Genomic DNA, 25,489 nt, shown 5'->3' on the forward strand with positions numbered 1-25,489 from the left:
TGCGAGTCAGGGCACCGCCCGCGTGCCCAAATTGTTCTGCGTTATAGGGACCGCGCCAAAAGGTTCAAGAGGTATCGGAAACAGGGGCGAAATTGCCGCTTTCCCCTCTTTCCCTTACCGCCGTATTGTCTATACCGCGCAGCACGACAAATGAGGATGCACGTGCGTATTCGTTTTGATCAGGGGCCGGCCGGATCGGGAACTTATTTCGAACGGCCAGACCGGGTGATCCGCGCAGACAAAGCGGAAGACGTGCCACAGGCTTTGGCGGCGCTGGATGAGGCACGCGCGGATGGGGCCTGGCTGGCCGGTTATGCAAGCTATGAGCTTGGATATGCGTTGGAACCCCGCCTGTTGGTCCGGATGCCTACTGACCGCCGCCTGCCACTGCTGTGTTTCGGCGCCTATGATGCGCCAGGCCAGGCCGATCTGCCCGCACCCCTAGGCGGTGTTGCCGAATTCACACCGCGCTGGGACGAGGCAAGATATGCACGCGCCTTTCAGCTGGTCCACGATGCGATCGGGGCCGGGGATATCTATCAGGCCAACCTGACGTTCCCCATTGATCTGACGGTCCAAGGCGACAGCGCCGCGCTTTATGCCGCACTGGCAGCAGGCCAGCCCGTTGGTCACGGGGCGTTGGTGCTGCAGGATGGTCTGCCCGATCTGCTCAGCCGTTCGCCCGAGCTGTTCTTTCGCACCGATGCTGATCGGATGATCGAAACCCGCCCGATGAAGGGCACGCAGCCGCGCAGCGAAGACATGGCCGAGGATGCGCGCCGCCGCGATTTCCTGTCGGTTGACGACAAGAACCGCGCCGAAAACCTCATGATCGTCGACCTTCTGCGCAATGATATCAGCCGCGTCGCTTTGCCGGGGTCGGTGAAGGTGCCCGAGCTGTTCAAGGTCGAAACATATGCAACCGTGCATCAGATGATCTCGCTGGTGCAGGCACAGCTGCATCTTGGGGCAGAACTTTCCGATATCCTAAACGCGTTATTTCCCTGCGGCTCGATCACAGGCGCGCCCAAAATTCGCGCGATGGAGATCTTGACCGATCTCGAACCCTGGCCACGCGATATCTATTGTGGTGCTATCGGTTGGGCCGCGCCAGACGGGCGATCCGAGTTCAACGTGGCTATTCGCACGCTGATGGTCGACGGCAACAAGGCCACGCTGAATGTGGGTGGGGGCGTCGTTTGGGACAGCACTGCCCCATCCGAATATGAGGAAGCGCTATGGAAGGCACGTTTCGCCCACCAGCTGACCCTGACTTCCGTCTGATCGAAACGCTGGCATTCCGGCCAGAGAGCGGGTTTGTGCGTGTTGGAAAACATCTGGCCCGGATGGAGCGTTCGGCACGGGCATTGGGGCTTCCTTTCGATGCAGGGCGCGCGATTGCAACGCTTGACCAAGTTGCGGGTTCAATCTCGTTGCGCTGTCGATTGACGATGGACATCAGTGGCGGGTTTGGCGTGACAACTGGTGCACTGGCGGATAACCCGTCCGTCTGGCGGGTCGCAGTTTCCAATACGAGGCTTGCCGCCTCTGATATCTGGTTGCAGCACAAGACGACGCAGCGCGATGTTTATGACCGGGCCCGGGCGGCACTGCCCGAGGGCGTAGATGAGTGGCTGTTTCTGAATGAGCGTGACGAAGTGTGCGAGGGCACCATCACTAACATCTTTCTGGGCATGCCCGATGGTCGTTGCCTGACGCCGCCCTTGTCCTCCGGTTTGCTTCCCGGGATCTTGCGCGAAGACTTGCTGGAAAATAATAAAGTCAGCGAGGCGGTGCTGACCATGACCAACCTGCAAAGCGCGGAAAGGTTCTGGATGGGCAATTCCTTGCGAGGCCTGATCTGGGCAGAATTGGCGGTACTGTGAACAGGCAAACCGATTGGGCTGAAGCCGCAGCATCTTCCCGTTGGTTGCGACTGGAATTCGGTTTGTTCTTCGTCGCCATACCTGTGCTGATCGCCGTACTTTTCCCGCCAAACTGGATGTTTCCATCGCTGTTTACCTTTACGGCCATCGGGATCGTGTTGTTGCATTTCACGCACGGATTTGCTTGGGCTGAATTGCGATATAACTGGCGCAACTGGTCCTGGCCCGAAGTCGCCGGCTTTGCTGTGGGAATGACACTGTTTTGTGTTGCGCTAGTACGACTGACCCGTCCCGAAGCTGCCTTTTTCCTGTTGCACAACCAACCCGAGCTGCTGGCGATGATTTGGGTGTTTTACCCATTCGTTTCCGCCCTGCCGCAAGAGCTGCTGTTCCGGTCGCTGTTCTTTCGTCGTTACCACGCGATCCTGCCCAATGGACGCACAGCTTATCTGCTGAATGCATCGCTCTTCTCGCTTGCGCATTTGATGTATTGGAGCTGGATCGTAGCTCTGATGACATTTGCCGGAGGGTTGCTGTTCACCTGGGCCTATCGCAAACGCGGATCGTTTTTCTATGCGGTTCTGCTGCATGCCATCGCGGGGAACATCATCTTTGCGGTGGGTCTGGGCATCTATTTCTACTCAGGCAACGTGCAAAGGCCGTTTTGACGGTGCGACTTGCCTTGACTTTCCCAGTCTGACGCGGTGTATCGGCCCGACCAATTCTGCGCCCGAAGGGATATGATCCATGCACGCCTATCGCAGCCACACCTGCGCCGCTCTGACCGCCGCCAATGTCGGTGAAACCGTTCGCCTGTCTGGCTGGGTGCATCGGGTCCGAGATCACGGCGGCGTTCTATTCATCGACCTTCGCGATCATTTCGGCGTCACACAGGTTTTGTGCGACGGCGACAGCGCGGCATTCGCCGAACTGGAAAAAGTCCGCTCGGAATGGTGTATCCGTATCGATGGCACAGTCAAAGCGCGCGCCGCCGATCTGGTGAACGCGAAATTGCCCACGGGCGAGATCGAAGTTTACGTGCGCGAGTTGGAAGTACTGGGCGCCGCTGACGAGCTGCCGCTGATGGTGTTCGGCGATCAGGAATACCCTGAGGAAACGCGCCTGCGCTATCGCTATCTGGACCTGCGCCGCGAAGTGATGCAGCAGAATATGACCTTGCGCTCGGACGTTGTTGCCTCGATGCGCCGCCGGATGTGGGATCAGGGCTTCCGCGAGTATCAGACGCCGATTATCACCGCATCGTCGCCTGAAGGCGCGCGTGACTTCCTTGTGCCGTCGCGTTTGCACCCGGGCAAGTTCTACGCGCTGCCGCAGGCCCCACAGCAGTTCAAACAGCTGATCATGGTGTCGGGCTTCGACAAGTATTTCCAGATTGCGCCCTGTTTCCGCGACGAAGATCCGCGTGCCGACCGCTCACCCACCGATTTCTACCAGCTTGACCTTGAGATGTCGTTTGTTGAGCAGCAAGACGTATTCGACACGATTCAGCCCGTTCTGACCGGCGTGTTCGAAGAGTTCGGCGGCGGCCGTAAAGTCGATCAGGACTGGCCGCAGATTTCCTACAAGGACGCGGCCCTGTGGTATGGCAGCGACAAGCCCGACCTGCGGAATCCTATTAAAATGCAAGTGGTCTCCGACCACTTCCGCGGGTCTGGCTTCGCGATTTTCGCGAAGCTGTTGGAGCAGGATGGCACCGAAATTCGCGCCATACCAGCGCCCACAGGCGGCAGCCGCAAATTCTGCGATCGCATGAACGCCTTTGCCCAGAAAGAGGGTCTGCCCGGTATGGGCTATATCTTCTGGCGCGATCAGGGTGAAGGGATGGAGGCCGCTGGTCCACTGGCCAAAAACATTGGCCCTGAACGGACCGAGGCGATCCGCCAGCAGTTGGGTCTGGGCGTCGGAGACGCTGCGTTCTTCCTGGGCGGCAAACCGAAAGCCTTTGAAAAGGTGGCCGGCAGGGCGCGCGATGTGATCGGTGATGAACTGAACCTGACCGAGAAAGACCGCTTTGCCTTTGCCTGGATCGTCGATTTCCCGATCTATGAGCAAGACGAAGAAACCGGTGCGATCGACTTTGAACACAACCCCTTCTCGATGCCGCAGGGCGGGATGGAGGCGCTGAACGGCAATCCTCTGGACGTGCGCGGTTATCAATATGACCTGGCCTGTAACGGATACGAGCTGGTCTCGGGCGCGATCCGGAACCACAAGCCCGAGATCATGCTGAAGGCTTTTGAGCTGGCTGGCTACGGCGCGGATGAGGTGAAATCCCGCTTTGGCGCGCTGTTCAACGCCTTCCACTATGGCGCCCCGCCGCACGGTGGCTGTGCAGCTGGTATCGACCGGATCGTGATGCTTTTGGCCGATGAAGCCAATATCCGCGAAGTCATGATGTTCCCGATGAACCAGCGTGCCGAGGATCTGATGATGCAGGCACCGTCCGACCCGGCCTCGGACCAGCTGATGGAGTTGGGCCTGCGGATTATCCCTCAGGACTGATAGAAAACCCGCCACAGTCGCCTGTGGCGGTTTTTTCTGTTTTCAACCCATTCCCAATTCGCTGTTAGCGGGTTTACAGGAAATGGTCCTTTTTCCTCTCGCGGCTGTTCCGAATGTCACGCGCGCTGACGCGTGTCTGTCTGTATGCCCACAGACAAAGGAGCGATGCGGTAATTAGATATGCGGTTGTCACTTCAGATAGCCTCGCGCTGTTCCAGACGGGCCTGCACTATTCCCGCAACCTGGGCTGTCAGAGCAGTGATGGGCATACCTGCGGCGCGTGAGGCTGCCAACTGCTGGGCGGCTTCGGCCAGAACCGTATCTTCCGCATCACGGGCAACGCCGCGCAGGAATTGGGCCGCATAGTCCAGTGACCGATGGTCATTCGGTCCGGCCAGAACATCTGCGATATGTGCCATGTCGTCCTGATAGGCCATAGGATCGGGGCATATCACCTCATCCTGAACGGCGTGGAGTGTGCAGGGGCGGCGGTCTTCAGGTAGACAATTCAGAATAGACGACTGGAAATAGGACAGTGAGTTAAGCGGTTTGGCAAGAAACCCGTCCGCGCCAACCTCTGTCGCAAGGGTTTCTGAATTGTCGTCGCCTGACATGCCCAGGATCGCTCCGATCCGGGGCGTAGTCATGGCCAATTCGGCAATCAGATCAGCACCAGAGCCATCTGGCAGCCCCATATCCACCAAGATCACCGAAGGTCGATAGATCTGAAGATGGCGCCGGGCGGACTTCAGGCAATCGGCCCGCCTGATCCGCGCACCCGAATGCAAACACATTAACCGGATAGCGTCGCAGGCATAGCGGCTGTCTTCAACAACCAAAATGGTTTGTCCCAGCAGCGGCCGCGTGGCCGTTGGCTGTGCGGGTGCGGTGAAGGGGCTCGAATCGTCCATGGCAGAACTCCTATTCAGCAGATGCTTCACGCTAGGAACTTCTGGCTAACACGGGGTTAACGGCAATTTGGCGCACTTGTCCTTTGCCTGATCTGTCCCCATAACCGCTGCAACTCAGAAGGTAGGAGAGTTCCATGATTGGCCGCTTAAACCACGTTGCCATTGCCGTCCCTGATCTTATGGCGGCGTCTGAACAGTACCGCAGCGCTTTAGGTGCCAAGGTTGGCACGCCGCAGGATGAACCTGATCACGGCGTTACTGTGGTGTTCATTGAATTGCCCAACACCAAGATCGAGTTGCTTTATCCTTTGGGCGATGACAGCCCGATCAACGGTTTTCTAGAGAAGAACCCCGCCGGCGGAATCCATCATGTCTGCTATGAGGTGGAGGATATCATTGCCGCGCGTGATCACCTGAAAGAAACCGGCGCCCGGGTGCTGGGTAGCGGTGAACCCAAGATCGGCGCGCACGGGAAACCGGTTCTTTTCCTGCATCCCAAAGATTTCAACGGCTGTCTGGTCGAGTTGGAACAAGTATAAACACAGGAGGTGTACACATGACGATCACTGCAGGACTGGTTCTGTTTGCCGTCATCTGGTTCATGACGCTTTTGGTGATTCTGCCGATCCGCATCAAGACCCAGGGTGATTTGGGCGAGGTCGTTCCCGGCACCCATTCAGGGGCCCCGGAAGTGCATCACATGAAGAAAAAGCTATGGATCACCACCGGGGTGTCGGTCATGCTCTGGGCTATCATTGCAGGGATTATTATTTCGGGCGTGATTTCGGTACGGGATTTCGATTGGCTAAATCAAATGGAGCCGCGAAACTAGGCGTCAGGGCGTTGGCCCTGACAGCTTATGAAAGATATGCGTGAATGTAGCAGCTCCGATAATCGGGATCACAAGGTTCACCAGCGGAATAGACAGTGGGATGGCCATCAATGTGCCCGCAAGCCAAATTGTTGACGAATGTTGTGCCCGCAGTTTTCGCGCGCCCTCACGCCCGATACGGCGCATGGCTGCCAGCGTAAAATACTCACGCCCCAGCAGAAATCCGTTCATCGCCCAAAAGATAAACGGGGCCAGTGGCGTGAAGATCGCATAAAGGATCAGCGCCAGAAGGTTGGCCAGGATCAACACGCCCATAAAGCCAAGCGCGTCAGTGATCGCATCGCCTATCGGGATGCGTGGAACCGCGGGCAGGCTCGGATAATGCCTGTCCTCTACAGCTTGCGCGACATCGTCCAGAAACACAGACGTGATGGCTGAGGCGACGGGAATCATCAGAAACACTGGCAGGATCAGCACCAGGAAAATGCCGGAATAGCTGAGGACGTCATTCAGCCAGGGAACTGCACCAATGAATGGGAGCGATATCTCGTCCCCTGACAGCCGGTTGATCAGCCAAATTGCACCGGCGCAGGCTGCGATCAGCATCAGGATGGTCAGGCCGATACCTCGCAGCAGAACCCCGCGGAATTTCGGGTCTCCGATCTGACCAAGCGCTGAAAAAAAGGCGTTGAGGATGATCATTCTGTGACCCATTCGGTCAGGGCATCAACATCCGGGCGGGGGCGTTCGGGCGGGGTCGAGCCCTCGGTCGCGATATGGATCAGACCGGCAACCCGTTCGTTATCCTGCAATTCAAACGCCTTGCGACAGAATTCCGGATCGTGGGTTTGCCAGCCAGACAACCAATTCGCGCCCCATCCTGCGGTCAAAGCAGCGTTCAGCAAAGCAAGGCAAACAGCCCCGGCAGAATAGGTCTGCTCGATGGCTGGAATCTTTTCCGAAGGCTTCTGAACCTCGATCACAGCGACGGCGAGATGGCCTAAATCGAACTGCCCGCGCGCTTTTTCAATGTCTTGAGGGGATTTGCCAAGCGCCTCACCGCATTCCTGCGTTAGCCCTGACAGGCGCCCCATTGCGCCTTTTTCAAGCACGATGAACCGCCAGGGTTCCAGTTTTCCGTGATCCGGGCTGCGGGCTGCTGCGGTCAGCAGGGGCATCAGCTGCTCACGGTCAGGGGCTGGTTCAATCAACGTTTTGGCTGGGCGCGATCGACGGGTCTGCAGAAACTCAAAAGCGGCCGGATTCTTCAAGGACATATGTTAACTTCCTTTACATAGGCTGTCTGTATCTGGTTGAACGTCTGGCGAGTTTCAAGTGCAATCGGCTGGACCAGTTGGATCAATTTCATTCCCCGCCCAACCGTGCAAGGGTCTTTGTTAACAGAAGGTGCCAATGGGAAAACCGAAACTAAGAAATCTTCCAGACCTGAGCGACCGTGTTGCACCGAATGCTGAGATTGCGGTCAGGGTTACCCCGAAAGCCGCAGCAGACAGGATTTTGGTTCGGGACGGAACGATCAGAGTATATATCACTGCACCGCCCGAAAACGGCAGGGCAAATGAAGCCACACGTGAGCTTCTGGCGGTGGCGCTGGGGGTTGCTCCGTCCGCACTGATCCTGAAGCGCGGCCAGACATCGCGCGAGAAAGTCTTTGTGTGTCAGGCCTGATCGGGGGTTTCGCGAATTTGGTAAACACCTTCGGGCAGATCCAGTGCCGCAGCCAGATCACGAACCTGTTCGGGCGAAAGCGTAATCTTCTGAACCTGGTCAGTGCGCGGATCCAGTTGTTCCAGCGTTACGCATTCTGCAAAATTGTTAATAACCACATCCTCGTTCAAAGGCTTTTCGCCTTCGTCCACCAGGGTTATGACCGTCGAGTCGAATTCATGCTCAATCGAAAACATGTGTCCAGCTTGCCGGGCGGAACATTGCAATGCAACCCGTTCTTGGGAAATCGTCCGGTGGCGAACCGCCTTGTGTCGGGCTATGTTCGACGAAAAGGCATGACCGGACCAAAGGAAATAGTATGCGTCGCCTGATCTTGATGATATTTGGTCTGGTTCTGTCGGCCTGTGACACCGGTTCGTTACGCGTTCAGCCGGTAGAGGAATGGCAACAACCTTCAACTGATTTTCAGGTCGATGTGCTGACCTTTCGCGAAATCAGTCAAAGGGTCGGGGATGTGGCGCGCGCAGAGTGCAAGCGGCGCAGTAATGTCAGCAACTGCGATTTTTCGATCGTGGTTGATCTGAACCCTCGCGCACCAGCAAATGCTTTTCAAACCTTGGATGACGACAATCAACCAGTCATAATCTTCACCCGCGCGATGATTCAATCGGTGGAAAACGCCGATGAACTGGCCTTTGTGATGGGGCATGAATCTGCTCATCACATCCTGCGCCATATTCCCCGCCAGTCCGAAAACTCACGGGAAAGTGCCGCGATTTTTGGCGAGCTTGCACGCATAGCGGGGGCAAATGACGCCGATCTTGAACAGGCGCAGAAGCTGGGCGCGCAGGTGGGTGCCCAGATTTATGTCAAGGACTTTGAACTGGAAGCGGACCGGTTGGGAACGATCATCACGCACCGGGCAGGTTATAATCCCTTGTTAGGAGCCCGCTATTTTGCCCGAATTCCTGACCCGGGCGATCGTTTTCTAGGCACCCATCCACCGAATGCTCAGCGCGTCGAAATTGTTTTGGAAACCTCGCGGCAGCTTGGGCTGACACAATGACGGGACTGAAACGGTTGGGGGTTGTCTTGACGGACCGCGGATCGAAATATGCGGTGTCCGGCGCTTTGGTCAGTTCCCGTGACGAGGTGGCAGCTGTCCTGCAGGACCTGAAATCTGACAAAAGCTATGCCAAGGCCACGCACAATACCTGGGCCGCAATCCTGCCTACTGGTGCGCTCAAGGCGGATGACGGGGAAAGCGGTGCCGGAATGGTGATTCTGCGCATGCTGGAAAGGGCCGAACTGAGCGGTCATATCGTCATTGTCACTCGATGGTATGGCGGAAAAAAGCTGGGCGGTGATCGATTTCGCCGGGTTCAGGATGCAACACGGGCTTATCTGGACGAACTGGAATTGGGACTTTGACCTGCGTCAAGGCTTGGGCTGTTTCGTATTGCTAGTCTGATCGGACAAAGCGAAACGGAAAGGAATGCCAATGCCCGATCGCGAAACGCTTAGGCATCATGCTGGTCTTGTTGACCGTATGGCTGGCAAGCTGGGGGTGGATCTGCAGGAATCTGCAATCGCTGGACATATATCGGTGGATCAGATTACCGATGCGGTTCTGCGATGCACCGATTGCCCGAACCCGGGCCATTGCCAATCATTTTTGAATCAACCGGTTCTGGCAACGCAGACACCCGAATATTGCCGGAACCAAGATTTGTTAAGCAAGTTGATCCCTTAGGGGGGCCGCAATGCCGCGCCTTGGACACCTCATGACCCATTTGCGCCTTGTGTTGAGGATGGGGCAAGCGACAGGTACGGATATTGTGCGGGCCCACAATAAAGGTCGGCTAAGTCAGGAAGACTGGGCTGAAATGATCCGCCTGTGTCAGGGATGTGGCTGGGCGGCTGCCTGCCCGGATTGGATGGAAAGACATCCAGATGTTGCAGGAGCACCGCAAACCTGCCCGAACAAACATCAATTCGCCGCGTTGAAAGTAATACAAATGCAGGAATTGGGATGAAACACGCTGTACTGGGCGACGTGGAAAAGCACTTTTGGCTAACTCGATCCGTTGCCCGATGCCTTAAGATCTCGTTGACCGAAGCCATGTCCGACGGGCGGTTGAGCCCGGATGAATACGCCGAGATGGTAACGCGTTGCCGGGCCTCGGACTGTCACGAGAAATGCACGATATGGCTGGCGGCGCAGCAATCTGATCCTCGTTCAGCGCCCGGGTTCTGCGTAAATAGCCAGGTTTTCAACCGGCTGAAGTGATCAGATCTTGGAATGTGTCCCGTCGCAAAACGGTGGGTTAGCGCAGTTTTTACAGCCGCAGAAGAACAGTTTCTTGCTGGTATCAGCCGTGAACTTGACCGGTTCAAAGCCGGTTCCTTTGTGAGATCCATCACAAAATGGCTGCCGATTGGACCGGCCGCACGAGCACCAGAAATAGCTTTTTCCTTCGGTTACTTCGATTGGATAGGGCGCTTTTTGCGCAATGACTGGACCTTCTGGCATCTGGTTTCTCCGTTCGCTGACTTTCCCCAGTCTATCGCCTGAACAGATGTGCCGAAAGCAGTAGCTGCCACGCGGCACCCATTCCATAGGCAATCCCCCCGGCATGGTTTTGCCTGCTTTCGCAAACGCGCTGTTGATTTTATTGCAAAATTACCAACCACACCGTATTGTGAAGTCGGCCCCATGTTCAGGGCAATAACAGAAATTAACTAGAGGAATGACGGACATGAAACTCAAATTTGCTGCCGTTAGTGCGTTTGCCCTGGTTCTGGCTGCTTGCTCGCAACAGGAAGAGCCGACACCGGTATACATTACCCCAGATTATGACAAATACGGCACGCCGAGCTGCCCGGCAGGGACAGATCTGGCGACGACCGAAGCAGGTCAGACCGTATGTAATCCGACTGCTCAATAAGATTTTCGCGGGCGGATTCCGACATAGCCGCCCGCACAATCGAACAAAAAAAGCCGCCCTATGGGTGGCTTTTTTATTGCCTGTCATACGGTGTTCGGGTTTCTGTTTGACCTATTGAATTACCGAGGTCGCATGAGAAAACTTGTCGCCCATCTAAAGGACCGCATCCGCTGGAGCAGGCAGGGATTGGCTGCCACTTGGCACGGTGAATACTCGTTCCGCGCTTGGGTCTGCGCTAATCTTGTTTCTGCGGGTCTGGCCCTGTGGCTGCCCCTGAGCGATGGCGTTCGGGCTCTGATACTGGTGATCGGTCTGTTGGTTCTGGTGGCCGAACTGTTCAACACGGCGATCGAACGGGCGGTGGATCATACTTCGACCGAACACAATCTATTGGCCGGGCAAGCCAAAGACGCCGCCAGCGCTGCGGTGGCACTGACTGCTTTGGCTGGCGGATTGTCCTGGGTAATCGGGCTGTTGAGCCTTTTCTGACTGCCGCTGGGTCGGTCAATTCAGTTACGTGTGGTTAGCGCAGCTTGCCCCATAGATCATATTCCCCGGCCTCGTCCACTTCGACCGAGACAATGTCGCCCGGCTTCAGGGCCTCAAACCCCTCGTCGATGAACAGATTGCCGTCGATCTCGGGCGCATCTGCGGTGGTGCGACAGGTCGCGGCCTCATCGTCGATATCATCCACGATGACATGCAGGGTATGGCCGACCTTGGCGGCCAGTTTGGCCCCGGAAATCGCCTGAGCCTTTTCCATGAACCTTTCCCATCGGTCTTGTTTGACATCGGCGGGCACATGGTCAGGTAGGTCGTTGGATCGGGCTCCTTCGACGTTCTCGTACTGAAAGCAGCCGACGCGATCCAGTTGCGCCTCGTCCATCCAGTCCAGAAGGGTCTGGAACTCAGCCTCGGTCTCGCCGGGATAGCCCACGATAAAGGTGGATCGCAGAGTGATGTCAGGACAGGTCGCGCGCCAGGCGGCGATCTCGTCCAATGTTCTGGCAGCTGCAGCGGGGCGGGCCATTCGTTTCAAAACATCCGGATGTGCGTGTTGAAAAGGGATATCCAGATAGGGCAGCACGTTGCTGCCCGGATCCGCCATCAGCGGGATCAGTTCACGTACATGCGGGTAGGGATATACATAGTGCAGACGAATCCAGGCATCCAACTGACCCAATTCACGCGCCAGATCGGTGATATGGCTGCGGACCTCACGGTCTTTCCAGGGATTCACGTCATACTTCCGGTCCAACCCATAGGCCGACGTGTCCTGAGAGATCACGAGCAATTCGCGCACACCGTTATCGACCAGCTTTTCCGCCTCGCGCAGAACAGCATGCGCCGGACGGCTGGCCAGTTTGCCGCGCATGTCCGGGATGATGCAGAACTTGCATTTGTGGTTACAGCCCTCGGATATCTTGAGATAGCTATAGTGGCGCGGCGTCAGTTGAACGTTGGCCGCAGGCAGCAGATCCACGAAAGGGTCGGGATCAGGCGGCACGGCCTTGTGTACCGCATCCAGCACCTGCTCGTACTGATGTGGTCCGGTGACGGCCATGATACGGGGGTGATGCTCGCGGATGTAATCGGGTTCGGCCCCCAGGCATCCGGTTACGATAACCTTGCCGTTTTCCACCAAAGCCTCGCCGATGGCATCCAGAGACTCCGCCTTGGCGCTGTCCAGAAATCCGCAGGTATTCACAATCACGGCATCCGCGCCTGAATAGTCCGGCGAGATGCCGTATCCTTCGGCCCTCAGGCGCGTCAGAATCCGCTCGCTGTCGACCAAAGCCTTGGGGCAACCCAGCGATACCATGCCGATGGTCGGCTGGTTCGGACGTGGTGTATCAGTGATCCGGGCAGCAGGTGCCAGGTCGGGGCGGAGGTTTGGCGGGTTTGTGGTCATGGCGCGGCATATAGTGGGGAAAGCTTCCCCTTGCAAATGCGCTGCCGTCTTTGAATGATCTTTTTATAGCGTGCCAAATAAGTCGGAGAGCAGAAAATGAAATGGCTAATGCGCATCCTGTTCCTTTTGGTGGTTGTGGTCGGTCTTGTCATCGGCGCATTGCTGCTGATGCCGGGCGACAAGTTGGCGACCATTCTGGCCGAGCAGGTCAAGGCACAAACCGGGCGTGATCTGAAACTGTCGGGGGGCGTTAAGCTGTCCTTCTGGCCAGTGCTGGGCATGGAAACCGGGGCGGTTTCCTTCGGAAATGCCTCGTGGGCGGGATCTGAGCCGATGCTGAGCGCCGAAAGCCTGGCGGTTGGGGTCGATACCTTGGCCATTTTGTCCGGCGATGTGCTGATCAAACGGATTATTGCCGAGAATCCGACCCTCAGACTTGAACTGTCAGACGGGCGCGGAAACTGGGAGTTTGACACGGCCGTCGCCCCGACAGCCAGCGGCACGGGTGGATCAAAACCGGCCGATGCATCGCGTGCCGTGACACTGGAGCATCTGAAACTGACTCAGGCGCGTCTGATCTTTGTTGAAAATGGATCGGCCCGATTTGATGTCGCAGATGTGGATTTGTCTGCCAGTTGGCCAGCAGTCTCGGCCCCCATGGTTCTGGATGCACAAATGCCGGTTCCGGGCGGTGAGGCCCGCGTGGATATCAAGATACCCGACTTGCCGGCTTATACCACGGGCGCGGCATCCGAGATTGAACTTGCACTTGCGGCCCCTGGTGGTGACATCGGATTTGACGGGCGCGTCAACCTTGCCGGAGAGATGGACGGCAAGCTGCAGTTGAAAACCAAAGACACGGAAAAAATGCTGGCCGCGTTTGGTCAGGAGGGCGTTGGAGTGCCGCACGGGTTGGGCCGCGCTGCGAATGTGTCGGGGCAGATGACTTATACCAGAGATGGCCGCATATCTGTGCGCGATCTGGTGGCTTCACTCGACAGTAACCGTTTTACAGGCGAAGTTGATATTGTCATTTCCAACCCGCCACAGATCACCGCTCGGTTGGATGCCAGTGATCTTGATCTTTCTCGCTATAATCAAAGTGGTCAGACGGTCTCGTCCAGTTCAGGCGGTTCCGGCGCGGGTGCTGCCTCGGAGGGGTGGTCAAGGGAACCGATCGACGCCTCGGCGCTGGCTTTGGCCAATGGTGAAATTCGACTGACAGCCAAATCTATCGCGCTGCCCGAGCTGACGCTTGGCCCCAGCGACCTGACAATGCGGCTGGACCGGTCTCGGGCTGCATTGGAGATGAACCCGGCAACCTTGTTTTCCGGAACGCTGAACGGGCAGGTGGTGGCCAATAATCGGAATGGGTTGTCCGTTGGCGGCAAGATAAAGGCCAAGGGCATTGACCTCAAACAAGCTCTGACAGCCTTGGTCGGGGTCGAGCGGCTGTCCGGGACCGGGTCAGGATCATTCGAGTTTCTGGGCGTTGGCCAGAACGAGAATCAGATCATGCGTTCTCTCAGCGGTAAGGGCCGCTTGGATGTAGGAAAGGGGTTGATATCGGGCTTTGACCTTGATCGTCTCATGGGACGAGGCAAAGGATCGGGTGGCACCACCGTGTTCAACAGCCTGACGGGTAGCTTCACCATTGATCAGGGCGTTTTGCAGAACAACGATTTGTTGATGTCGCTGGACAATTTCCGCGCGGATGGCAAAGGAAAAGTCGGGATCGGAGCGCGCAATATCGACTATCTGTTCACGCCGGTCGCTCTGCGTGCGAATTCGGGAGAGGGCCTGTCGGTTCCGGTGCGTATCGTTGGACCATGGAGCAATCCGTCGATCAAGCCGGACCTGACCAAGGTGATCGAAGCGGCCGCCGGAGGAAAGGTCAAAGAGCTTGAGGATGATGTCAAAAAGAAAGTCATCGACAAGATAGGCGGCGATACCGGTACGGCCGGGACTGACGGGGACAGCGTCGAGGATGCGCTGAAGAACAAGCTTGAGGACGAGGCCAAGAAAGGACTGCTTAAGCTGTTTGGCGGAAATTGAAGTGTCGGGGCCAGCGCCCCGACACCAACGCTCAGATGGTCTGGTCGTAATCTCCGACACCCGGTTCGGTTCGGATAACCGCGTCGATATCCGCAAAAATGGCACGCATCTCTTCTTCGCTTTCGCTGCTTTCGCAGACGACCACCAGATTGGGCGTATTCGACGAGGCGCGGACCAACCCCCAGCTGCCATTGTCCAGAATGACTCGGGCACCGTTGACAGTGACCACTTCTTTGATCGGGCGACCTGCTAGCGTCTCTCCGGCCTCGGATTTGGCGACCAGCTTTGCGACCAAACGGTCGAGTATGTCGTATTTTTCGATATCCGCTGCATAGGGGGACATGGTCGGTGTCGACCATGTTTTCGGTAGTGCCTTTCGCAGGTCGGACATGCTTTGGTCCGGGTTGCGGTCCATCAGTTTACAGATCTCAACCGCGACGCGCATGCCGCAATCATAGCCACGGCCAATCGGTTCGGCCAAAAAGTAATGCCCCGACTTTTCGAACCCAGCCAGCGCGTTGATCTCTTTGACTCGCCGCTTCATGTGGCTGTGGCCGGTTTTCCAATAATCTGCCTTGACCCCGCGGGCCTTCAACTCGGGGTCGCTGGCAAAAAGGCCGGTTGATTTCACGTCGGCGACAAAGGTGGCATTGGGGTAAATCTTGGCCAGATCGCGGGCCATGATCACGCCGACCTTATCAGCAAAAATCTCCTCCCCCTCGTCATCCACAACGCCACAGCGGTCACCGTCACCATCGAACCCCAGCGCCATGTCGGCACCGCTGGCTTTCACGGTATCGGACATGTCGTGCAGCATTTCCATCGCTTCTGGGTTCGGGTTGTAATGCGGGAAAGTATAGTCCAGCTGGTTATGGCTGGGCACGACTTCTACCCCCATGCGTTCAAAGATTTCCGGGGCAAAGGCGGATGCTGTGCCGTTCCCTGTGGCACAGACCACTTTGAGAGGTCGGGATATTCTGAAATCGCCGACCAGATCGTCGATATAGGCCTCTTTCACGCCATCAACGAATTCGTAGGACCCGCCAGGGTGGGTCTGCCCTTCGCCATTCAGAACAATGTCTCGCAGCTCTGACATCTCGTCCGGGCCATGGGTCAGGGGACGTTCGAACCCCATCTTGACCCCGGTCCAGCCATTTGGATTGTGGCTGGCCGTGACCATGGCCACGGCTGGAACGTCCAGATGGAACTGAGCGAAATAGGCCATCGGGCTAAGCGCCGGACCGATATCCTTTACCTGAATTCCCGCCTGTATCAGGCCCAGGATCAGGGCATTTTTTATGGCCAGAGAATAATCACGATAATCATTGGCTACAGCAATCACGGGTTCAATCCCACGCTTGCGCATCTGTGTGCCCAGACCCAACCCCAGTGCGGTCATGCCCGGCAGGTTGATCTCTTCTGGATATTTCCAGCGGGCATCATATTCGCGAAAGCCGGTTGGCTTGATCATTGCGTCGCGCAGAAAGCTCCAGGTGTTCGGAGTCACCTCGGGGTTGGGTTTGGTCATGGGAATACTCTTGTTCAGATTTGGATAGGGTTGGCCTTGGCCAACGCATCAAAACGCATCAATGTATCGATGAGCTGCGGCATCTGGTCCAATGGGATCATATTGGGACCGTCGGAAGGTGCAGTATCAGGGTCCTGATGGGTTTCGATAAAAACCGCACCGATGCCAAGCGAAACCGCAGCGCGGGCCATCACAGGCGCGAATTCTCGCTGCCCACCAGTAGATCCACCTTTGCCGCCAGGCTGCTGTACCGAGTGTGTGGCATCCATTACGACCGGGTATCCCGTTTTGGCCATCTGCGGCAGGCCGCGCATGTCAGCGACCAACGTATTATATCCAAACGAAGTTCCGCGTTCTGTCAGCAGGATGTTTGTGTTCCCAGTGCTTTCGACCTTGCTCACGATGTTGCCCATCTCCCAAGGGGCCAAAAACTGTCCTTTTTTGACATTAACCGCCTTGCCGGTTTCGCCGGCTGCGAGCAGCATATCTGTTTGTCGGCATAGAAAGGCAGGGATTTGCAGCACGTCCACAGCCTCGGCCGCAATCGCGCACTGGGCTTCGGTATGTACGTCTGTCAGCACTGGAATGCCCAAGGTTTTGCGGATGTCATCCAGAACCTTGAGCCCTGTGTCTATTCCCATACCACGCGCACCCGACAGTGAAGTTCGGTTCGCCTTGTCGTACGAGGCTTTAAAGACGTACTGCGCCCCGGCGGCGTCGCAGGCCTCTTTCATTTTTCCTGCGATCATTTGGGCATGATCGGCAGTTTCCAGTTGGCAGGGACCGGCGATGATCGTCAGCGGAAGATCATTGCCGACCGTGAGATCGGAGATTTTTACATGTTTCATGTGTCTTACGAGGATACCTGTTCACGAAGGACCGACGCGGTAAGCGAGATCATCAGGTAGATACCAGCAAACAACAGGAAAGCCAAAATCGTATTTTCGAACTTGCGCGGATAGCTGGGTTCCTGACTGGGAACAGGATTGACGGAAACCGTCAGATACCGAACCTGACGATTGGCTTCGGTCCTGGTTGTCTCCATATGCTGCATAGCTGATTGCAGGATCATATCCCTAGCGGCCAGATCGGCCTGTGCCATCTGAATCCGAACACTCAGCCTGGCCAGCGAATTCTCGCCGGCAGAGACATCCAGCATTTCGGCGTTCAATTCCTCCAGCACAACCGTAAGCCGTGCGATATCGGCCTGCGCGCCATCCACCTTGGCTTTGTTTGGGCGGCGATTGTCCAACAAGGCTGCAAGCTGCAGTTCTTTGTCCTGAATAAGCGTCTCGATTTCGTTTATGCGGCCCCGCAACCCGGCAATGACGCTTTCAGGGTCAAGGATTGCGCCTTGCAGCTGAAGCTCGATCAGGTCTTCCTGAGCTTTCTTGCGTTCTTCCTGAGCGCTTACAAACCCTTCCCGGGCATCTTTCATCTGGTCTTCGCGTTTCTTTTCGGTCAGCGCGTTTACCCGTTGCTCGGCATAGGAAATCAGTTCTCGTGAAAATGCGGCCGAAGTCTGGGGGTCAGGTGTCGCCACCTCCATCCGGATCAGGCCATCGGTCGGGTCATATCCGACCGTGATCATGCGTTTGTACAGCTTGTAAGCCTCTTCGAGACTGGCGTCCGGGGACAATCGCTGAATGGGGTCGATCCAGTCCTGTTTGAACACATCGGCGAAACCGGCCTCTGTGTCCAAAAGTTCAAGCGCATCTTTCGATTCCAGAAACTCCTGGGTGGCAACCGAATCCTGCGTGGTCGCAAATTGGGTCCCTGCCAGAAGCCCTCCGATAGAGCCCGCGCCCCCGTCCGCCTGAAGGATAAGAAAGGCAGAGTTGCTGGCGTACATTGGGGTCGCGATCCGATAGAAATAGAGACCCACGACAAAGGTAGGTAGCAGGACAAAGACTGCAAGCCGCGCAAACAGAGCGAACAGTTTGCGACGGCGGCGGCGGGCGATGTCCCTCTGAATCTGTCCGATTTCACGTTCACGCCGCTCAGCCGGGCTCATCTCGGGTCCGGGCAAGTTCTCTGGTGCATCTTTCACGGTCTGGGGCAGGTGGATCGTGACGCGATCATTCGTCTGCTCGTCCGAAGTTTTCTTTTCCGAGGCAAGGTTCAGCAGACTGGAGCGTTCAAACGGATCAATTCCCTTTTTGCGCAACAACCGAACTGCATCATAGTCCGAAGTCGCCGCAAGACCGTTTTTCTGGGCAAGACGACGTGCCACCCTCAGTTGGCGGCCGGTCAATCCCTCGCGTTTGATAGCGTCGATCTCGGTCCCTACTGGCGGTTCATTTGCTGCGCCGGGCGCCTGTGTGGCCTGGCGAATGCGCGAGATCGCGTCTTCGCGCGTTTCGGCATTTCCCGCAGACCGCCGTTTGCGGCGCCAGTTGTATTTATCAGCCCTGGGTTTGGTAGTCATATAACTGCTTTGCCTCTTCCAAGGTTTCGAACAAGTGAAGCTGACCATCCACTAATACCGCCGCCTGACGCGCGAATTTTTCAAGCAGAGCCGGGTTGTGAGAGACGATGACCAGTGTTGTTGTGCGCAGCCGTTCCTGCAGAATGTCGCCTGCCTTTTTGTTGAATTCAACATCCGTTGTGGCCGGCATCCCTTCGTCGATGAGGTACATGTCGAAATCCAGAGCCAGCATCAACGCGAATGTGAACCGCGACCGCATACCGGATGAATAGGTCGCCAGCGGTTGATTGAAATATTCACCCAGGCCACACAGCCAACTGCAATATGCCTCGACATAGTCCGGGTCCATACCATAGATCTTGGCGATATAGCGCGAGTTCTCCAGAGCCGACAGCTTGTTTGAAACTCCGCCGGTAAATCCCATCGGAAAAGAGATGCGGCAGGATTTGCGAATGACCCCTTCGTCGGGTTTCTCTAGTCCGGCCATCATGTTGATCAGGGTGGTTTTCCCGGTACCGTTCGGGGCCAGAATACCGATGGATGTGCCAAGTTCGACGCGAAAAGACACTCTGTCCAGAATCACCTTTCGGCGCGTCCCGGTCCAAAAGGACTTGCTGACATTTTCAAACTCAAGCATCCAAGGCCTGCGGGTTTATCTTGTTGTTGCTCCGTTCGGATCGGCGAAAGAACGGTACCTCTACGGCGCCATATAGGCCACATTATGTCGAATTATGAAACAAATGATCAATGCGTTCCGGGGGTCGTTTTTGGTAATGTGACTTTTGCATCTGTTGGCGTCTGGATGTGTGTTACCTATCTTGCTTTCAGAACACCAACCACCTGATGCGGCACTGATTGCGATCTCATGAACCCACTCGAAAAAGAAATAGAGGCCTGCCGTATTTGTGCCGACCGATTTGCGGCAACCGAAACCGCGCATGAACCAAGACCCATTGTCTGGTTCCGCAAAGACACGCCCATTTTGGTCTGTGGTCAGGCTCCGGGGGCACGAGTGCATGCGTCGGGTCGCCCTTTTACCGACCCTTCCGGTGATCGGCTTCGGGCGTGGTTGGGTGTTGATGAGGAGCTGTTTTATGACCGTTCGCGTGTCTCGATCGTTCCAATGGCGTTTTGCTTTCCCGGCTATGATGCGCGCAAGGCAGATTTGCCTCCTCCGTCAGTATGCGGTCAGACTTGGCACGATCGGGTCATGGCGGATCTTGGGCCTGTGCCGTTGACCATTCTTGTCGGGGGGCACGCCCAAAGATATCACCTGAAATCACGTGGGTCAGTCACCGAAACCGTCCGCAACTGGCGGGACTATGCGCCGCGGGTCTTTGCCTTGCCTCATCCGTCCTGGCGGAATACGGCATGGATGAAGAAAAACCCGTGGTTCGAAGCCGATCTGTTGCCGGTTTTGCGCGCACGGGTGCAAGAGGTTCTGAATGACTGAGATTTCGGCTCTGGACGCCGCCCATGCCGCGGCTGAGGCCGCTCCGCAGGATGATGCCGCCCGTCTGCGTTTCTTTGAACGGCTGGCTGACAGTGAGCTGTTCCTGATGCTGACGGAAGAGGCAAAGAACGAGAATATTTCGCCCGAATTGTTCGACGTGGCAGACGGGCGTTTTGTGCTGGCTTTCGATCGTGAAGACCGGCTGGCCCGCTTCGCAGACCGCCCGGTGCCCTATGTTGCGCTGTCGGGGCGGGTTTTATCGTCTATGTTGTCGGGGCAGGGGATCGGGCTGGGGTTGAACCTTGAAGTTGCCCCGTCCTCGATGTTGATCCCGCCCGAGGCATTGGGCTGGTTGGTGGAAACTTTGCAGCATGGTCCCGAAGAGGTGCAACAGCACCTGTCCGAGTTCCTGGCTCCATCGGGGTTGCCCGACGAACTGCTGACAGCTTTGGACGCCAAGCTGGCTACGGCCATTGGGTTGGCGCAAGCCGCCTATCTGGTCAGCACCAAAACGGCTGAAGGTGGTTTCGGGCATTTGCTGGGATTTGTCGATGCCGTCGAAGGGGCAGAGGCAGCTCTGGCTAAGGCCGCGTCTGAAGCGCTTACCTTTTCCGGGGTCGAAGCTGGGGCAATGGACGTAGGTTTTTTCAAATCAAGTGACACGGCCGCAGCGTCTTTGGCGCGGGTGGGTTTGCGGTACGATCTGCCGCAGCCTGAGGCACGTGTGAATGCGCATATCGCTCCTGGGCGCGATCCGGACAAACCGCCTTTGCTTAAGTAATGGCAGAATGGGGCTTCGCAGATTGATCCGCGAAGCCCGGTTTGTTTATTCGGCTGCCGGCTCCAGCTTGTCCTGTGTACGCGTTTCAAAGTCGCCGGCCTCGTGGCGTTCGTGAAGCTGTGTATGCTTTTCGCCGAAGGCACGATTGACCATGCGACCGCGTTTCACGGCGGGACGGGCGTCAATCTCCTTGGCCCAGCGCATGACGTTCTTGTAGGATTCGACGTCCAGGAACTCGGCTGCGCTGTACAGGCGCCCAAGAACCAGTTGTCCGTACCAGGGCCAGATCGCGATATCGGCGATAGAGTAATCCTCGCCTGCGATATAGGTTTTCTCGGACAGCTCCCGATCCAGAACATCCAGCTGCCGCTTGGTTTCCATGGCAAAGCGGTTGATGGGATATTCCCATTTCTCGGGCGCATAGGCGTAGAAATGGCCAAACCCGCCACCCAGATATGGTGCACTGCCCATTTGCCAGAAAACCCAGTTCATCACCTCTGTCCGTTCGGGCCCGGATTCGGGTAGGAAAGCGTTGAACCTTTCAGCCAGGTGAAACAGAATCGAGGCACTTTCGAACACGCGCACAGGTTTTTCACCGGACCGATCCCACAGGGCAGGGATCTTCGAGTTCGGGTTGGCCTCTACAAAGCCCGAACTAAACTGATCTCCCTCGCCGATGTTGATCAGCCAGGCGTTATACTCGGCCTCTTCATGGCCTAGCGCCAGAAGCTCTTCCAGCATGACGGTTACTTTTACCCCGTTCGGAGTAGCAAGCGAATAGAGCTGCAGAGGATGGCGCCCAGCAGGCAAATCCTTGTCATGAGTTGCCCCCGCAATCGGGCGGTTGATATTAGCGAATTGTCCGCCGTTTTGGCTGTCCCATGTCCAGACCATAGGGGGCGTATAGGTCGATTGCTCGCTCATTTATTGCCTTTCTCAGCAAAGTTCGGGTGAATTATCCGTTCGCTTGAACAGCTAATATTGCAAAGGGCAAAGTCCAACCCTGCCTGTTGGGAAGATTTTGTAACATTCAGTGCAAAAGACTTCACGTTTTCTCATTCGATGTCACAGCGACGCGAGCGGGACTGCGTTCGATCGAGGAATCACCTATTCTCTGCACAGCCCCGTATTCCGGGCCGATCATCCATCCAATAAAAAAGGACCGCCCTTATGAAACGACTTGCCTGGACCTTAGTTGCGACCTTGGCATTTGCCATGCCTGCCCTTGCAGGAGATCAGTATGTGGACGGCACCGGCTATGCGGTGTCGGGATATGACGTGGTTGCCTATCGCAGTCTGGATCAGGTTGCTGTCGGTCAATCACAGCCCGAAGCCGTTCGCGGAAGGTCAGATATTACGGCCGAATACAACGGCGTTACCTGGGCATTCTCGACCGAAGAGAACCGGGACAAGTTCCTGGAAAACCCTGCTTATTATGCGCCGCAATATGACGGTCACTGCGCCTATGGCGTGTCACGCGGTGGCAAGGTGCCTGCGAACCCGAACCTGTGGCGGATTGTTGATGACAAGCTGTATCTGAACATTACCGATGTGGTTGTCGGGTTCTTTGAAGAAGATATTCCCGGCAATATCAATCTGGCTGAAGGAAACTGGCCGGGCATCGAGGCCGACGGGGCCTCCAGCAGCGTGATCCCGAAGTTTACCTCCGAAGGCCCGGTCGCAAACTGAGAGTTCTGCAACGGATGCAAAGCCCGGCATTGATTTGCCGGGCTTTTTGTTTGTCATCCGGCCAACCAGTACTCATCCTGCGTTTGCTGGTCGGCGTTGAATCTGATCCGCACGCTGCGGGCGCCCGGAAATTTCTTGGTCGCAAGCGCAACGGGTACGACAACTTCGCCAGTGCCCGCATCTTTGGACTGAAAGCTCAGAATCTCTGTCTTGACGCGCTTGGAGCCAGCGAGAACACTCGTCGGCAATGCGACGCGGTTAGCACCTTCGCAGACAGGTGCGGAAATGAAATAAGTCAGGTTGCGGCCATGCAAGCCGACAGCGTCCGGAATGTGGTCAGCATCTTGCAGGCGATCCGCATCTTGACTGTCCACCGGGGTGTCCTGCAAGTGGGGCAGCGCCGTATTCAGCATTGCACGACAGGCATCAATATCTTGGGTTTCCAGCTGAATAACGCGTTTGCGCAATCGGGGGCGGCGTGGTTTCCCCGCCGCCGAGCCCGCCAGACCTTTCCCAGCCAGCCCCTCGCTGCGCAGCAAATCATAGGCCGCCTTGGCGTTGGCCAAGGCCGCACCGTCTCCGCCATTCTTGTCGGGGTGGGCTTCGAATGCGATGTTGCGCCAGGCTTCTCGAATGTCATCTGAACTGGCGCTTTGAGCCAGACCAAGTGTGCCGAAGGCATTGGCGCGGGCACTAACCTTGTCAAAAGGTTCCATACTAAATTCACTCATAAACAAACTATACGGCCCCACAATGAATGGGCGGTTGCTAAAGTCAAATTTGTAACAGAATTGAACGGTTTATCGCGACAATGATTAAGGCTGCAGCTGGATTGTTCAAGTGGCCCAGTCAGACAGGGTAATCCCAACTTATTCCGCAAAAACACCCGGGGTTTTGGCCTCGGGTGCACAGTCTGAAACAAGCGGATATCAAGCGACGTTCTGAAGCTCGGCCTTTGGTGTGACGCCAAGGGCAAAGCACACATCCCGGGTCAGTTCCGGCCGGTTCAGGGTGTAAAAGTGGAGCTTGTCCACCCCGCCCTCGATCAGGTCTGAACAAAGTTCTGTGCACAATGCGGTGGCCAGCAGGTCTTCGCGGTCGTCACGAATGGCCTTCTCAAAGGCATTCTCGATCCAATCCGGAATATGTGTCCCGCATCTGCGGGCAAAGTTGCGCGCCCCTTTCCAGTTTTCGATCGGCAGGATGCCCGGAACGATGGGCTTGTCGATCCCTGCCTTTTCACAGGCATCGCGGAAACGGAAAAATGTCTCGGCCTCAAAGAAGAACTGAGTCAGGGCTTCGTCGGCCCCAGCGTCCAGCTTGGCCTTTAGCCAGTCGATATCGGCGGCAAAATCCTGTGCTTCCGGGTGTTTGTCCGGATAGGCGCCAACACGGATACTGAACATCTCGGTTTCTGCCAGTGCTTCGATCAATTCGACCGAGTCCGCGAACCCTTCCGGGTGCGGCGTGAACCGATCCTGACCCTTGGGCGGATCACCGCGCAAGGCGACGATGTTCTCCACGCCCGCCCGAGCAAAGGTATCTGCGATTTCCAGTGTTTCCTGACGTGACGCATCCACACAAGTCAGATGTGCAGCAACAGGCAGGCCAGAGGACTTGTGCAATGTGGCCACCGCATCGCGCGTCAGCTCGCGCGTGGTGCCCCCCGCGCCATAGGTGACAGAAACAAAGCGCGGTTCAAGCGGTGCCAGTGTTTGCACCGTATCCCAAAGGCGGAATGAAGCCTCAAGCGTCTGTGGCGGGAAAAATTCAAATGAAACTTCTGGTCTTGTCATCTCGGCCTCACGGGTGAAATCTCTGACCCTTGTGCCAGCTAACGCATTGTGAGACAAACTCATATTATTCAAGAACAACATGAGTTCCACGCAATGCATATCGAATTCCGCCACCTGCGTACGATCAAGGCGATCCATGAATGTGGCGGGCTTGCCCGTGCCGCAGATCAACTGAACATCACTCAATCCGCGTTGAGCCATCAAATCAAAGGCCTAGAGGATCAGGCCGGGGTCGAATTGTTCTTGCGCCGGTCCAAACCGATGAAACTTTCGGCGGCCGGTTTGCGGCTGTTACGCCTGGCCGAGCAGATCCTGCCGCAGGTCGAGGCGACACAGCAGGAGTTCTCTTCTTTGCGCGACGGGCGCACGGGCCGTATGCATATCGCCATTGAATGCCACGCCTGTTTTGAGTGGCTGTTCCCGGTGCTGGAATCCTTTCGTAAATCCTGGGGCGATGTGGATGTCGATATCCGCCCCGGCCTAGCCTTTGATGCCTTGCCGGCTTTGCAAAAAGAAGAGGTCGATCTGGTTGTTTCCTCGGACCCAGAAGATCTGCCCGGTGTCGAATTCATCGAACTCTTTGACTATGACGCGGTGTTTGTCGCGGCTTCGACACACCCGCTTGCCCAGAAAGAGTTCATTGAGGCCGAAGATTTTCGGGGCCAGACCCTGATTACCTATCCGGTCGAACGGACACGGTTGGATGTATTCAGCCAGCTGCTGATCCCTGCGCGGGTTGAACCGGCTGCGATCCGGCAGGTTGAGCTGACCGCAGTGATCCTGTTGCTGGTCGCGTCAAACCGGGGGATATCGGTGCTGCCGGACTGGGTTGTGCGTGAGGTGAAGTATAATTCCGACTATGTTACCCGCCCGCTGACCAAGGCGGGCATTACACGTCGCCTTTATGCTGCAGTGCGCACCGAGGACCTTGAAAAACCCTTTGTGCAAGAGCTGATCAAGCTGGCCAAAACCGAGGCGCGCAAGCTGCAGGAGCAATAGGCACAAAACGCGGGTCTGCTATGCGTATCATTCCTCTTGGCAAGGGCGCATTGCCCCAG

At 56.5% G+C, this 25,489-nt stretch carries 32 protein-coding genes; 19 read left to right on the forward strand and 13 right to left on the reverse strand.

Going from position 1 to position 25,489, the window contains the following annotated elements; translation table 11 throughout:
* Nucleotides 1–156 precede the first annotated feature (156 nt).
* The 4 genes from AC2FJV_RS03865 (at nucleotide 157) to aspS (ending at nucleotide 4,409) form a co-directional block, all read left to right on the forward strand.
* A complete protein-coding gene (locus AC2FJV_RS03865; RefSeq protein ID WP_496689565.1) occupies nucleotides 157–1,284 on the forward strand; it encodes an aminodeoxychorismate synthase component I in 1,128 nt (375 codons plus the stop codon).
* Entirely contained in the window at nucleotides 1,239–1,886 is a 648-nt protein-coding gene (locus tag AC2FJV_RS03870; protein WP_496689567.1) for an aminotransferase class IV family protein, read from the forward strand. The genes AC2FJV_RS03865 and AC2FJV_RS03870 overlap by 46 nt, the downstream gene beginning before the upstream one ends.
* The gene (locus tag AC2FJV_RS03875; protein ID WP_496689569.1) at nucleotides 1,883–2,554 is read left to right on the forward strand and encodes a CPBP family intramembrane glutamic endopeptidase; all 672 of its coding nucleotides are present in this window, start codon (nucleotides 1,883–1,885) and stop codon (nucleotides 2,552–2,554) included. Before AC2FJV_RS03870 ends, AC2FJV_RS03875 begins: the two co-directional genes overlap by 4 nt.
* A gap of 79 nt (nucleotides 2,555–2,633) precedes the next feature.
* Nucleotides 2,634–4,409, forward strand: coding sequence for an aspartate--tRNA ligase (gene aspS, locus AC2FJV_RS03880; protein WP_142636592.1), 1,776 nt, complete (start codon nucleotides 2,634–2,636; stop codon nucleotides 4,407–4,409).
* Nucleotides 4,410–4,603: 194 nt separating this feature from the next.
* Here aspS and AC2FJV_RS03885 read toward each other — a convergent pair whose 3' ends face one another.
* Nucleotides 4,604–5,320: a response regulator gene (locus AC2FJV_RS03885; RefSeq protein ID WP_496712733.1), complete on the reverse strand. Its 717-nt coding sequence runs from the start codon at nucleotides 5,318–5,320 to the stop codon at nucleotides 4,604–4,606.
* A 134-nt stretch (nucleotides 5,321–5,454) separates the two neighbouring features.
* Between AC2FJV_RS03885 and mce the strand changes: the two genes are divergently transcribed.
* A complete protein-coding gene (gene mce, locus AC2FJV_RS03890; protein WP_281972677.1) occupies nucleotides 5,455–5,859 on the forward strand; it encodes a methylmalonyl-CoA epimerase in 405 nt (134 codons plus the stop codon).
* Between the two features lie 17 nt (nucleotides 5,860–5,876).
* A complete protein-coding gene (locus tag AC2FJV_RS03895) occupies nucleotides 5,877–6,152 on the forward strand; it encodes a DUF1467 family protein (protein WP_496689574.1) in 276 nt (91 codons plus the stop codon).
* A 3-nt stretch (nucleotides 6,153–6,155) separates the two neighbouring features.
* Here the strand turns inward: AC2FJV_RS03895 and AC2FJV_RS03900 are convergent, their stop codons facing one another.
* Nucleotides 6,156–6,854 (reverse strand): EI24 domain-containing protein, encoded by a 699-nt coding sequence (locus AC2FJV_RS03900; protein ID WP_282021506.1) that lies wholly within the window; start codon nucleotides 6,852–6,854, stop codon nucleotides 6,156–6,158.
* Entirely contained in the window at nucleotides 6,851–7,429 is a 579-nt protein-coding gene (locus AC2FJV_RS03905) for a nitroreductase family protein (protein ID WP_281972678.1), read from the reverse strand. Before AC2FJV_RS03905 ends, AC2FJV_RS03900 begins: the two co-directional genes overlap by 4 nt.
* A gap of 136 nt (nucleotides 7,430–7,565) precedes the next feature.
* Between AC2FJV_RS03905 and AC2FJV_RS03910 the strand changes: the two genes are divergently transcribed.
* Complete coding sequence (locus AC2FJV_RS03910; protein WP_496712735.1) at nucleotides 7,566–7,841, forward strand: DUF167 domain-containing protein; 276 nt, start codon at nucleotides 7,566–7,568, stop codon at nucleotides 7,839–7,841.
* Here AC2FJV_RS03910 and AC2FJV_RS03915 read toward each other — a convergent pair.
* Nucleotides 7,832–8,077 (reverse strand): DUF8831 family protein, encoded by a 246-nt coding sequence (locus AC2FJV_RS03915; RefSeq protein WP_271949269.1) that lies wholly within the window; start codon nucleotides 8,075–8,077, stop codon nucleotides 7,832–7,834. The genes AC2FJV_RS03910 and AC2FJV_RS03915 overlap by 10 nt on opposite strands.
* A 122-nt stretch (nucleotides 8,078–8,199) precedes the next feature.
* On the opposite strand from AC2FJV_RS03915, the gene AC2FJV_RS03920 reads away from it, so the two are divergent.
* The 5 genes from AC2FJV_RS03920 to AC2FJV_RS03940 all read left to right on the forward strand — a co-directional run bounded on the left by AC2FJV_RS03920 (nucleotide 8,200) and on the right by AC2FJV_RS03940 (nucleotide 10,131).
* A complete protein-coding gene (locus AC2FJV_RS03920; RefSeq protein WP_271949271.1) occupies nucleotides 8,200–8,907 on the forward strand; it encodes a M48 family metallopeptidase in 708 nt (235 codons plus the stop codon).
* Nucleotides 8,904–9,272 carry a YigZ family protein gene (locus AC2FJV_RS03925; RefSeq protein WP_142636608.1) on the forward strand — a complete coding sequence of 123 codons (369 nt, stop codon included), beginning with the start codon at nucleotides 8,904–8,906 and terminating at the stop codon, nucleotides 9,270–9,272. Before AC2FJV_RS03920 ends, AC2FJV_RS03925 begins: the two co-directional genes overlap by 4 nt.
* A 118-nt stretch (nucleotides 9,273–9,390) precedes the next feature.
* Entirely contained in the window at nucleotides 9,391–9,594 is a 204-nt protein-coding gene (locus tag AC2FJV_RS03930) for a DUF6455 family protein (protein WP_246097229.1), read from the forward strand.
* 10 nt (nucleotides 9,595–9,604) lie between these two features.
* Nucleotides 9,605–9,877, forward strand: coding sequence for a DUF6455 family protein (locus AC2FJV_RS03935; RefSeq protein ID WP_271949276.1), 273 nt, complete (start codon nucleotides 9,605–9,607; stop codon nucleotides 9,875–9,877).
* Nucleotides 9,874–10,131 (forward strand): DUF6455 family protein, encoded by a 258-nt coding sequence (locus AC2FJV_RS03940; RefSeq protein WP_271949278.1) that lies wholly within the window; start codon nucleotides 9,874–9,876, stop codon nucleotides 10,129–10,131. Before AC2FJV_RS03935 ends, AC2FJV_RS03940 begins: the two co-directional genes overlap by 4 nt.
* Here the strand turns inward: AC2FJV_RS03940 and AC2FJV_RS03945 are convergent, their stop codons facing one another.
* Nucleotides 10,132–10,374, reverse strand: coding sequence for a CDGSH iron-sulfur domain-containing protein (locus AC2FJV_RS03945; RefSeq protein WP_142636614.1), 243 nt, complete (start codon nucleotides 10,372–10,374; stop codon nucleotides 10,132–10,134). It abuts the gene before it with no gap.
* A gap of 226 nt (nucleotides 10,375–10,600) precedes the next feature.
* Here AC2FJV_RS03945 and AC2FJV_RS03950 point away from each other — a divergent pair, with 226 nt between their 5' ends.
* Both AC2FJV_RS03950 and AC2FJV_RS03955 read left to right on the forward strand, forming a co-directional pair.
* Entirely contained in the window at nucleotides 10,601–10,789 is a 189-nt protein-coding gene (locus AC2FJV_RS03950) for a hypothetical protein (protein ID WP_142636616.1), read from the forward strand.
* A gap of 132 nt (nucleotides 10,790–10,921) precedes the next feature.
* Nucleotides 10,922–11,278, forward strand: coding sequence for a diacylglycerol kinase (locus AC2FJV_RS03955; RefSeq protein ID WP_496712738.1), 357 nt, complete (start codon nucleotides 10,922–10,924; stop codon nucleotides 11,276–11,278).
* A 34-nt stretch (nucleotides 11,279–11,312) separates the two neighbouring features.
* On the opposite strand, the gene rimO is transcribed toward AC2FJV_RS03955, so the two are convergent.
* A complete protein-coding gene (gene rimO / locus AC2FJV_RS03960) occupies nucleotides 11,313–12,701 on the reverse strand; it encodes a 30S ribosomal protein S12 methylthiotransferase RimO (protein WP_496693870.1) in 1,389 nt (462 codons plus the stop codon).
* A 96-nt stretch (nucleotides 12,702–12,797) separates the two neighbouring features.
* Between rimO and AC2FJV_RS03965 the strand changes: the two genes are divergently transcribed.
* Nucleotides 12,798–14,756: an AsmA family protein gene (locus AC2FJV_RS03965; RefSeq protein WP_496712741.1), complete on the forward strand. Its 1,959-nt coding sequence runs from the start codon at nucleotides 12,798–12,800 to the stop codon at nucleotides 14,754–14,756.
* A 31-nt stretch (nucleotides 14,757–14,787) separates the two neighbouring features.
* On the opposite strand, the gene AC2FJV_RS03970 is transcribed toward AC2FJV_RS03965, so the two are convergent.
* The 4 genes from AC2FJV_RS03970 to AC2FJV_RS03985 are packed head-to-tail and all read right to left on the reverse strand — an operon-like array spanning nucleotide 14,788 to nucleotide 19,349.
* Nucleotides 14,788–16,284, reverse strand: a complete 1,497-nt coding sequence (locus AC2FJV_RS03970; RefSeq protein WP_496712743.1) for a phosphomannomutase/phosphoglucomutase — start codon at nucleotides 16,282–16,284, stop codon at nucleotides 14,788–14,790.
* Between the two features lie 14 nt (nucleotides 16,285–16,298).
* On the reverse strand, nucleotides 16,299–17,132 hold the full coding sequence (gene kdsA, locus AC2FJV_RS03975; protein ID WP_142636626.1) for a 3-deoxy-8-phosphooctulonate synthase: 834 nt from the start codon (nucleotides 17,130–17,132) through the stop codon (nucleotides 16,299–16,301).
* Between the two features lie 5 nt (nucleotides 17,133–17,137).
* Entirely contained in the window at nucleotides 17,138–18,712 is a 1,575-nt protein-coding gene (locus tag AC2FJV_RS03980; RefSeq protein ID WP_496712745.1) for a KpsE/RkpR family capsule polysaccharide export protein, read from the reverse strand.
* Nucleotides 18,690–19,349, reverse strand: a complete 660-nt coding sequence (locus AC2FJV_RS03985; protein WP_496712747.1) for an ABC transporter ATP-binding protein — start codon at nucleotides 19,347–19,349, stop codon at nucleotides 18,690–18,692. Before AC2FJV_RS03985 ends, AC2FJV_RS03980 begins: the two co-directional genes overlap by 23 nt.
* A gap of 228 nt (nucleotides 19,350–19,577) precedes the next feature.
* Here AC2FJV_RS03985 and AC2FJV_RS03990 point away from each other — a divergent pair, with 228 nt between their 5' ends.
* Together AC2FJV_RS03990 and AC2FJV_RS03995 are read left to right on the forward strand one after the other, a co-directional pair.
* Nucleotides 19,578–20,165: a uracil-DNA glycosylase family protein gene (locus AC2FJV_RS03990; RefSeq protein ID WP_496712749.1), complete on the forward strand. Its 588-nt coding sequence runs from the start codon at nucleotides 19,578–19,580 to the stop codon at nucleotides 20,163–20,165.
* Complete coding sequence (locus tag AC2FJV_RS03995) at nucleotides 20,158–20,946, forward strand: SseB family protein (protein ID WP_281972684.1); 789 nt, start codon at nucleotides 20,158–20,160, stop codon at nucleotides 20,944–20,946. Before AC2FJV_RS03990 ends, AC2FJV_RS03995 begins: the two co-directional genes overlap by 8 nt.
* Nucleotides 20,947–20,991: 45 nt before the next feature.
* Here AC2FJV_RS03995 and yghU read toward each other — a convergent pair whose 3' ends face one another.
* A complete protein-coding gene (gene yghU / locus AC2FJV_RS04000; protein ID WP_271949300.1) occupies nucleotides 20,992–21,870 on the reverse strand; it encodes a glutathione-dependent disulfide-bond oxidoreductase in 879 nt (292 codons plus the stop codon).
* 246 nt (nucleotides 21,871–22,116) lie between these two features.
* Between yghU and AC2FJV_RS04005 the strand changes: the two genes are divergently transcribed.
* Complete coding sequence (locus tag AC2FJV_RS04005) at nucleotides 22,117–22,635, forward strand: YHS domain-containing (seleno)protein (protein WP_496712751.1); 519 nt, start codon at nucleotides 22,117–22,119, stop codon at nucleotides 22,633–22,635.
* Between the two features lie 53 nt (nucleotides 22,636–22,688).
* On the opposite strand, the gene AC2FJV_RS04010 is transcribed toward AC2FJV_RS04005, so the two are convergent.
* Both AC2FJV_RS04010 and metF read right to left on the reverse strand, forming a co-directional pair.
* On the reverse strand, nucleotides 22,689–23,366 hold the full coding sequence (locus AC2FJV_RS04010; protein WP_246097226.1) for a J domain-containing protein: 678 nt from the start codon (nucleotides 23,364–23,366) through the stop codon (nucleotides 22,689–22,691).
* A 198-nt stretch (nucleotides 23,367–23,564) separates the two neighbouring features.
* Nucleotides 23,565–24,431, reverse strand: coding sequence for a methylenetetrahydrofolate reductase [NAD(P)H] (metF, locus tag AC2FJV_RS04015; protein WP_496712753.1), 867 nt, complete (start codon nucleotides 24,429–24,431; stop codon nucleotides 23,565–23,567).
* A 93-nt stretch (nucleotides 24,432–24,524) separates the two neighbouring features.
* On the opposite strand from metF, the gene AC2FJV_RS04020 reads away from it, so the two are divergent.
* On the forward strand, nucleotides 24,525–25,430 hold the full coding sequence (locus AC2FJV_RS04020) for a LysR family transcriptional regulator (RefSeq protein WP_142636644.1): 906 nt from the start codon (nucleotides 24,525–24,527) through the stop codon (nucleotides 25,428–25,430).
* The last annotated feature ends 59 nt before the right edge of the window (nucleotides 25,431–25,489 follow it).

Source organism: Ruegeria sp. CDSA241 (assembly GCF_059611265.1).

Bases quoted from the DNA above. Each gene is read 5' to 3' on its own strand.
- AC2FJV_RS03930 (WP_246097229.1), top strand. From the start codon at position 9,391: ATGGCTGGCAAGCTGGGGGTGGATCTGCAGGAATCTGCAATCGCTGGA.
- AC2FJV_RS03935 (WP_271949276.1), top strand. From the start codon at position 9,605: ATGCCGCGCCTTGGACACCTCATGACCCATTTGCGCCTTGTGTTGAGG.
- AC2FJV_RS03970 (WP_496712743.1), bottom strand. From the start codon at position 16,284: ATGACCAAACCCAACCCCGAGGTGACTCCGAACACCTGGAGCTTTCTG.
- rimO (WP_496693870.1), bottom strand. From the start codon at position 12,701: ATGACCACAAACCCGCCAAACCTCCGCCCCGACCTGGCACCTGCTGCC.
- AC2FJV_RS04020 (WP_142636644.1), top strand. From the start codon at position 24,525: ATGCATATCGAATTCCGCCACCTGCGTACGATCAAGGCGATCCATGAA.
- AC2FJV_RS03900 (WP_282021506.1), bottom strand. From the start codon at position 6,854: ATGATCATCCTCAACGCCTTTTTTTCAGCGCTTGGTCAGATCGGAGAC.
- AC2FJV_RS03950 (WP_142636616.1), top strand. From the start codon at position 10,601: ATGAAACTCAAATTTGCTGCCGTTAGTGCGTTTGCCCTGGTTCTGGCT.
- AC2FJV_RS03910 (WP_496712735.1), top strand. From the start codon at position 7,566: ATGGGAAAACCGAAACTAAGAAATCTTCCAGACCTGAGCGACCGTGTT.
- AC2FJV_RS03965 (WP_496712741.1), top strand. From the start codon at position 12,798: ATGAAATGGCTAATGCGCATCCTGTTCCTTTTGGTGGTTGTGGTCGGT.
- aspS (WP_142636592.1), top strand. From the start codon at position 2,634: ATGCACGCCTATCGCAGCCACACCTGCGCCGCTCTGACCGCCGCCAAT.
- AC2FJV_RS03945 (WP_142636614.1), bottom strand. From the start codon at position 10,374: ATGCCAGAAGGTCCAGTCATTGCGCAAAAAGCGCCCTATCCAATCGAA.
- mce (WP_281972677.1), top strand. From the start codon at position 5,455: ATGATTGGCCGCTTAAACCACGTTGCCATTGCCGTCCCTGATCTTATG.
- AC2FJV_RS03980 (WP_496712745.1), bottom strand. From the start codon at position 18,712: ATGACTACCAAACCCAGGGCTGATAAATACAACTGGCGCCGCAAACGG.
- AC2FJV_RS03895 (WP_496689574.1), top strand. From the start codon at position 5,877: ATGACGATCACTGCAGGACTGGTTCTGTTTGCCGTCATCTGGTTCATG.
- AC2FJV_RS03870 (WP_496689567.1), top strand. From the start codon at position 1,239: ATGGAAGGCACGTTTCGCCCACCAGCTGACCCTGACTTCCGTCTGATC.
- kdsA (WP_142636626.1), bottom strand. From the start codon at position 17,132: ATGAAACATGTAAAAATCTCCGATCTCACGGTCGGCAATGATCTTCCG.
- yghU (WP_271949300.1), bottom strand. From the start codon at position 21,870: ATGAGCGAGCAATCGACCTATACGCCCCCTATGGTCTGGACATGGGAC.
- AC2FJV_RS03995 (WP_281972684.1), top strand. From the start codon at position 20,158: ATGACTGAGATTTCGGCTCTGGACGCCGCCCATGCCGCGGCTGAGGCC.
- AC2FJV_RS03865 (WP_496689565.1), top strand. From the start codon at position 157: ATGCACGTGCGTATTCGTTTTGATCAGGGGCCGGCCGGATCGGGAACT.
- AC2FJV_RS03990 (WP_496712749.1), top strand. From the start codon at position 19,578: ATGAACCCACTCGAAAAAGAAATAGAGGCCTGCCGTATTTGTGCCGAC.
- AC2FJV_RS03940 (WP_271949278.1), top strand. From the start codon at position 9,874: ATGAAACACGCTGTACTGGGCGACGTGGAAAAGCACTTTTGGCTAACT.
- AC2FJV_RS03985 (WP_496712747.1), bottom strand. From the start codon at position 19,349: ATGCTTGAGTTTGAAAATGTCAGCAAGTCCTTTTGGACCGGGACGCGC.
- AC2FJV_RS03915 (WP_271949269.1), bottom strand. From the start codon at position 8,077: ATGTTTTCGATTGAGCATGAATTCGACTCGACGGTCATAACCCTGGTG.
- AC2FJV_RS03885 (WP_496712733.1), bottom strand. From the start codon at position 5,320: ATGGACGATTCGAGCCCCTTCACCGCACCCGCACAGCCAACGGCCACG.
- AC2FJV_RS03925 (WP_142636608.1), top strand. From the start codon at position 8,904: ATGACGGGACTGAAACGGTTGGGGGTTGTCTTGACGGACCGCGGATCG.
- metF (WP_496712753.1), bottom strand. From the start codon at position 24,431: ATGACAAGACCAGAAGTTTCATTTGAATTTTTCCCGCCACAGACGCTT.
- AC2FJV_RS04005 (WP_496712751.1), top strand. From the start codon at position 22,117: ATGAAACGACTTGCCTGGACCTTAGTTGCGACCTTGGCATTTGCCATG.
- AC2FJV_RS03905 (WP_281972678.1), bottom strand. From the start codon at position 7,429: ATGTCCTTGAAGAATCCGGCCGCTTTTGAGTTTCTGCAGACCCGTCGA.
- AC2FJV_RS03955 (WP_496712738.1), top strand. From the start codon at position 10,922: ATGAGAAAACTTGTCGCCCATCTAAAGGACCGCATCCGCTGGAGCAGG.
- AC2FJV_RS03920 (WP_271949271.1), top strand. From the start codon at position 8,200: ATGCGTCGCCTGATCTTGATGATATTTGGTCTGGTTCTGTCGGCCTGT.
- AC2FJV_RS04010 (WP_246097226.1), bottom strand. From the start codon at position 23,366: ATGAGTGAATTTAGTATGGAACCTTTTGACAAGGTTAGTGCCCGCGCC.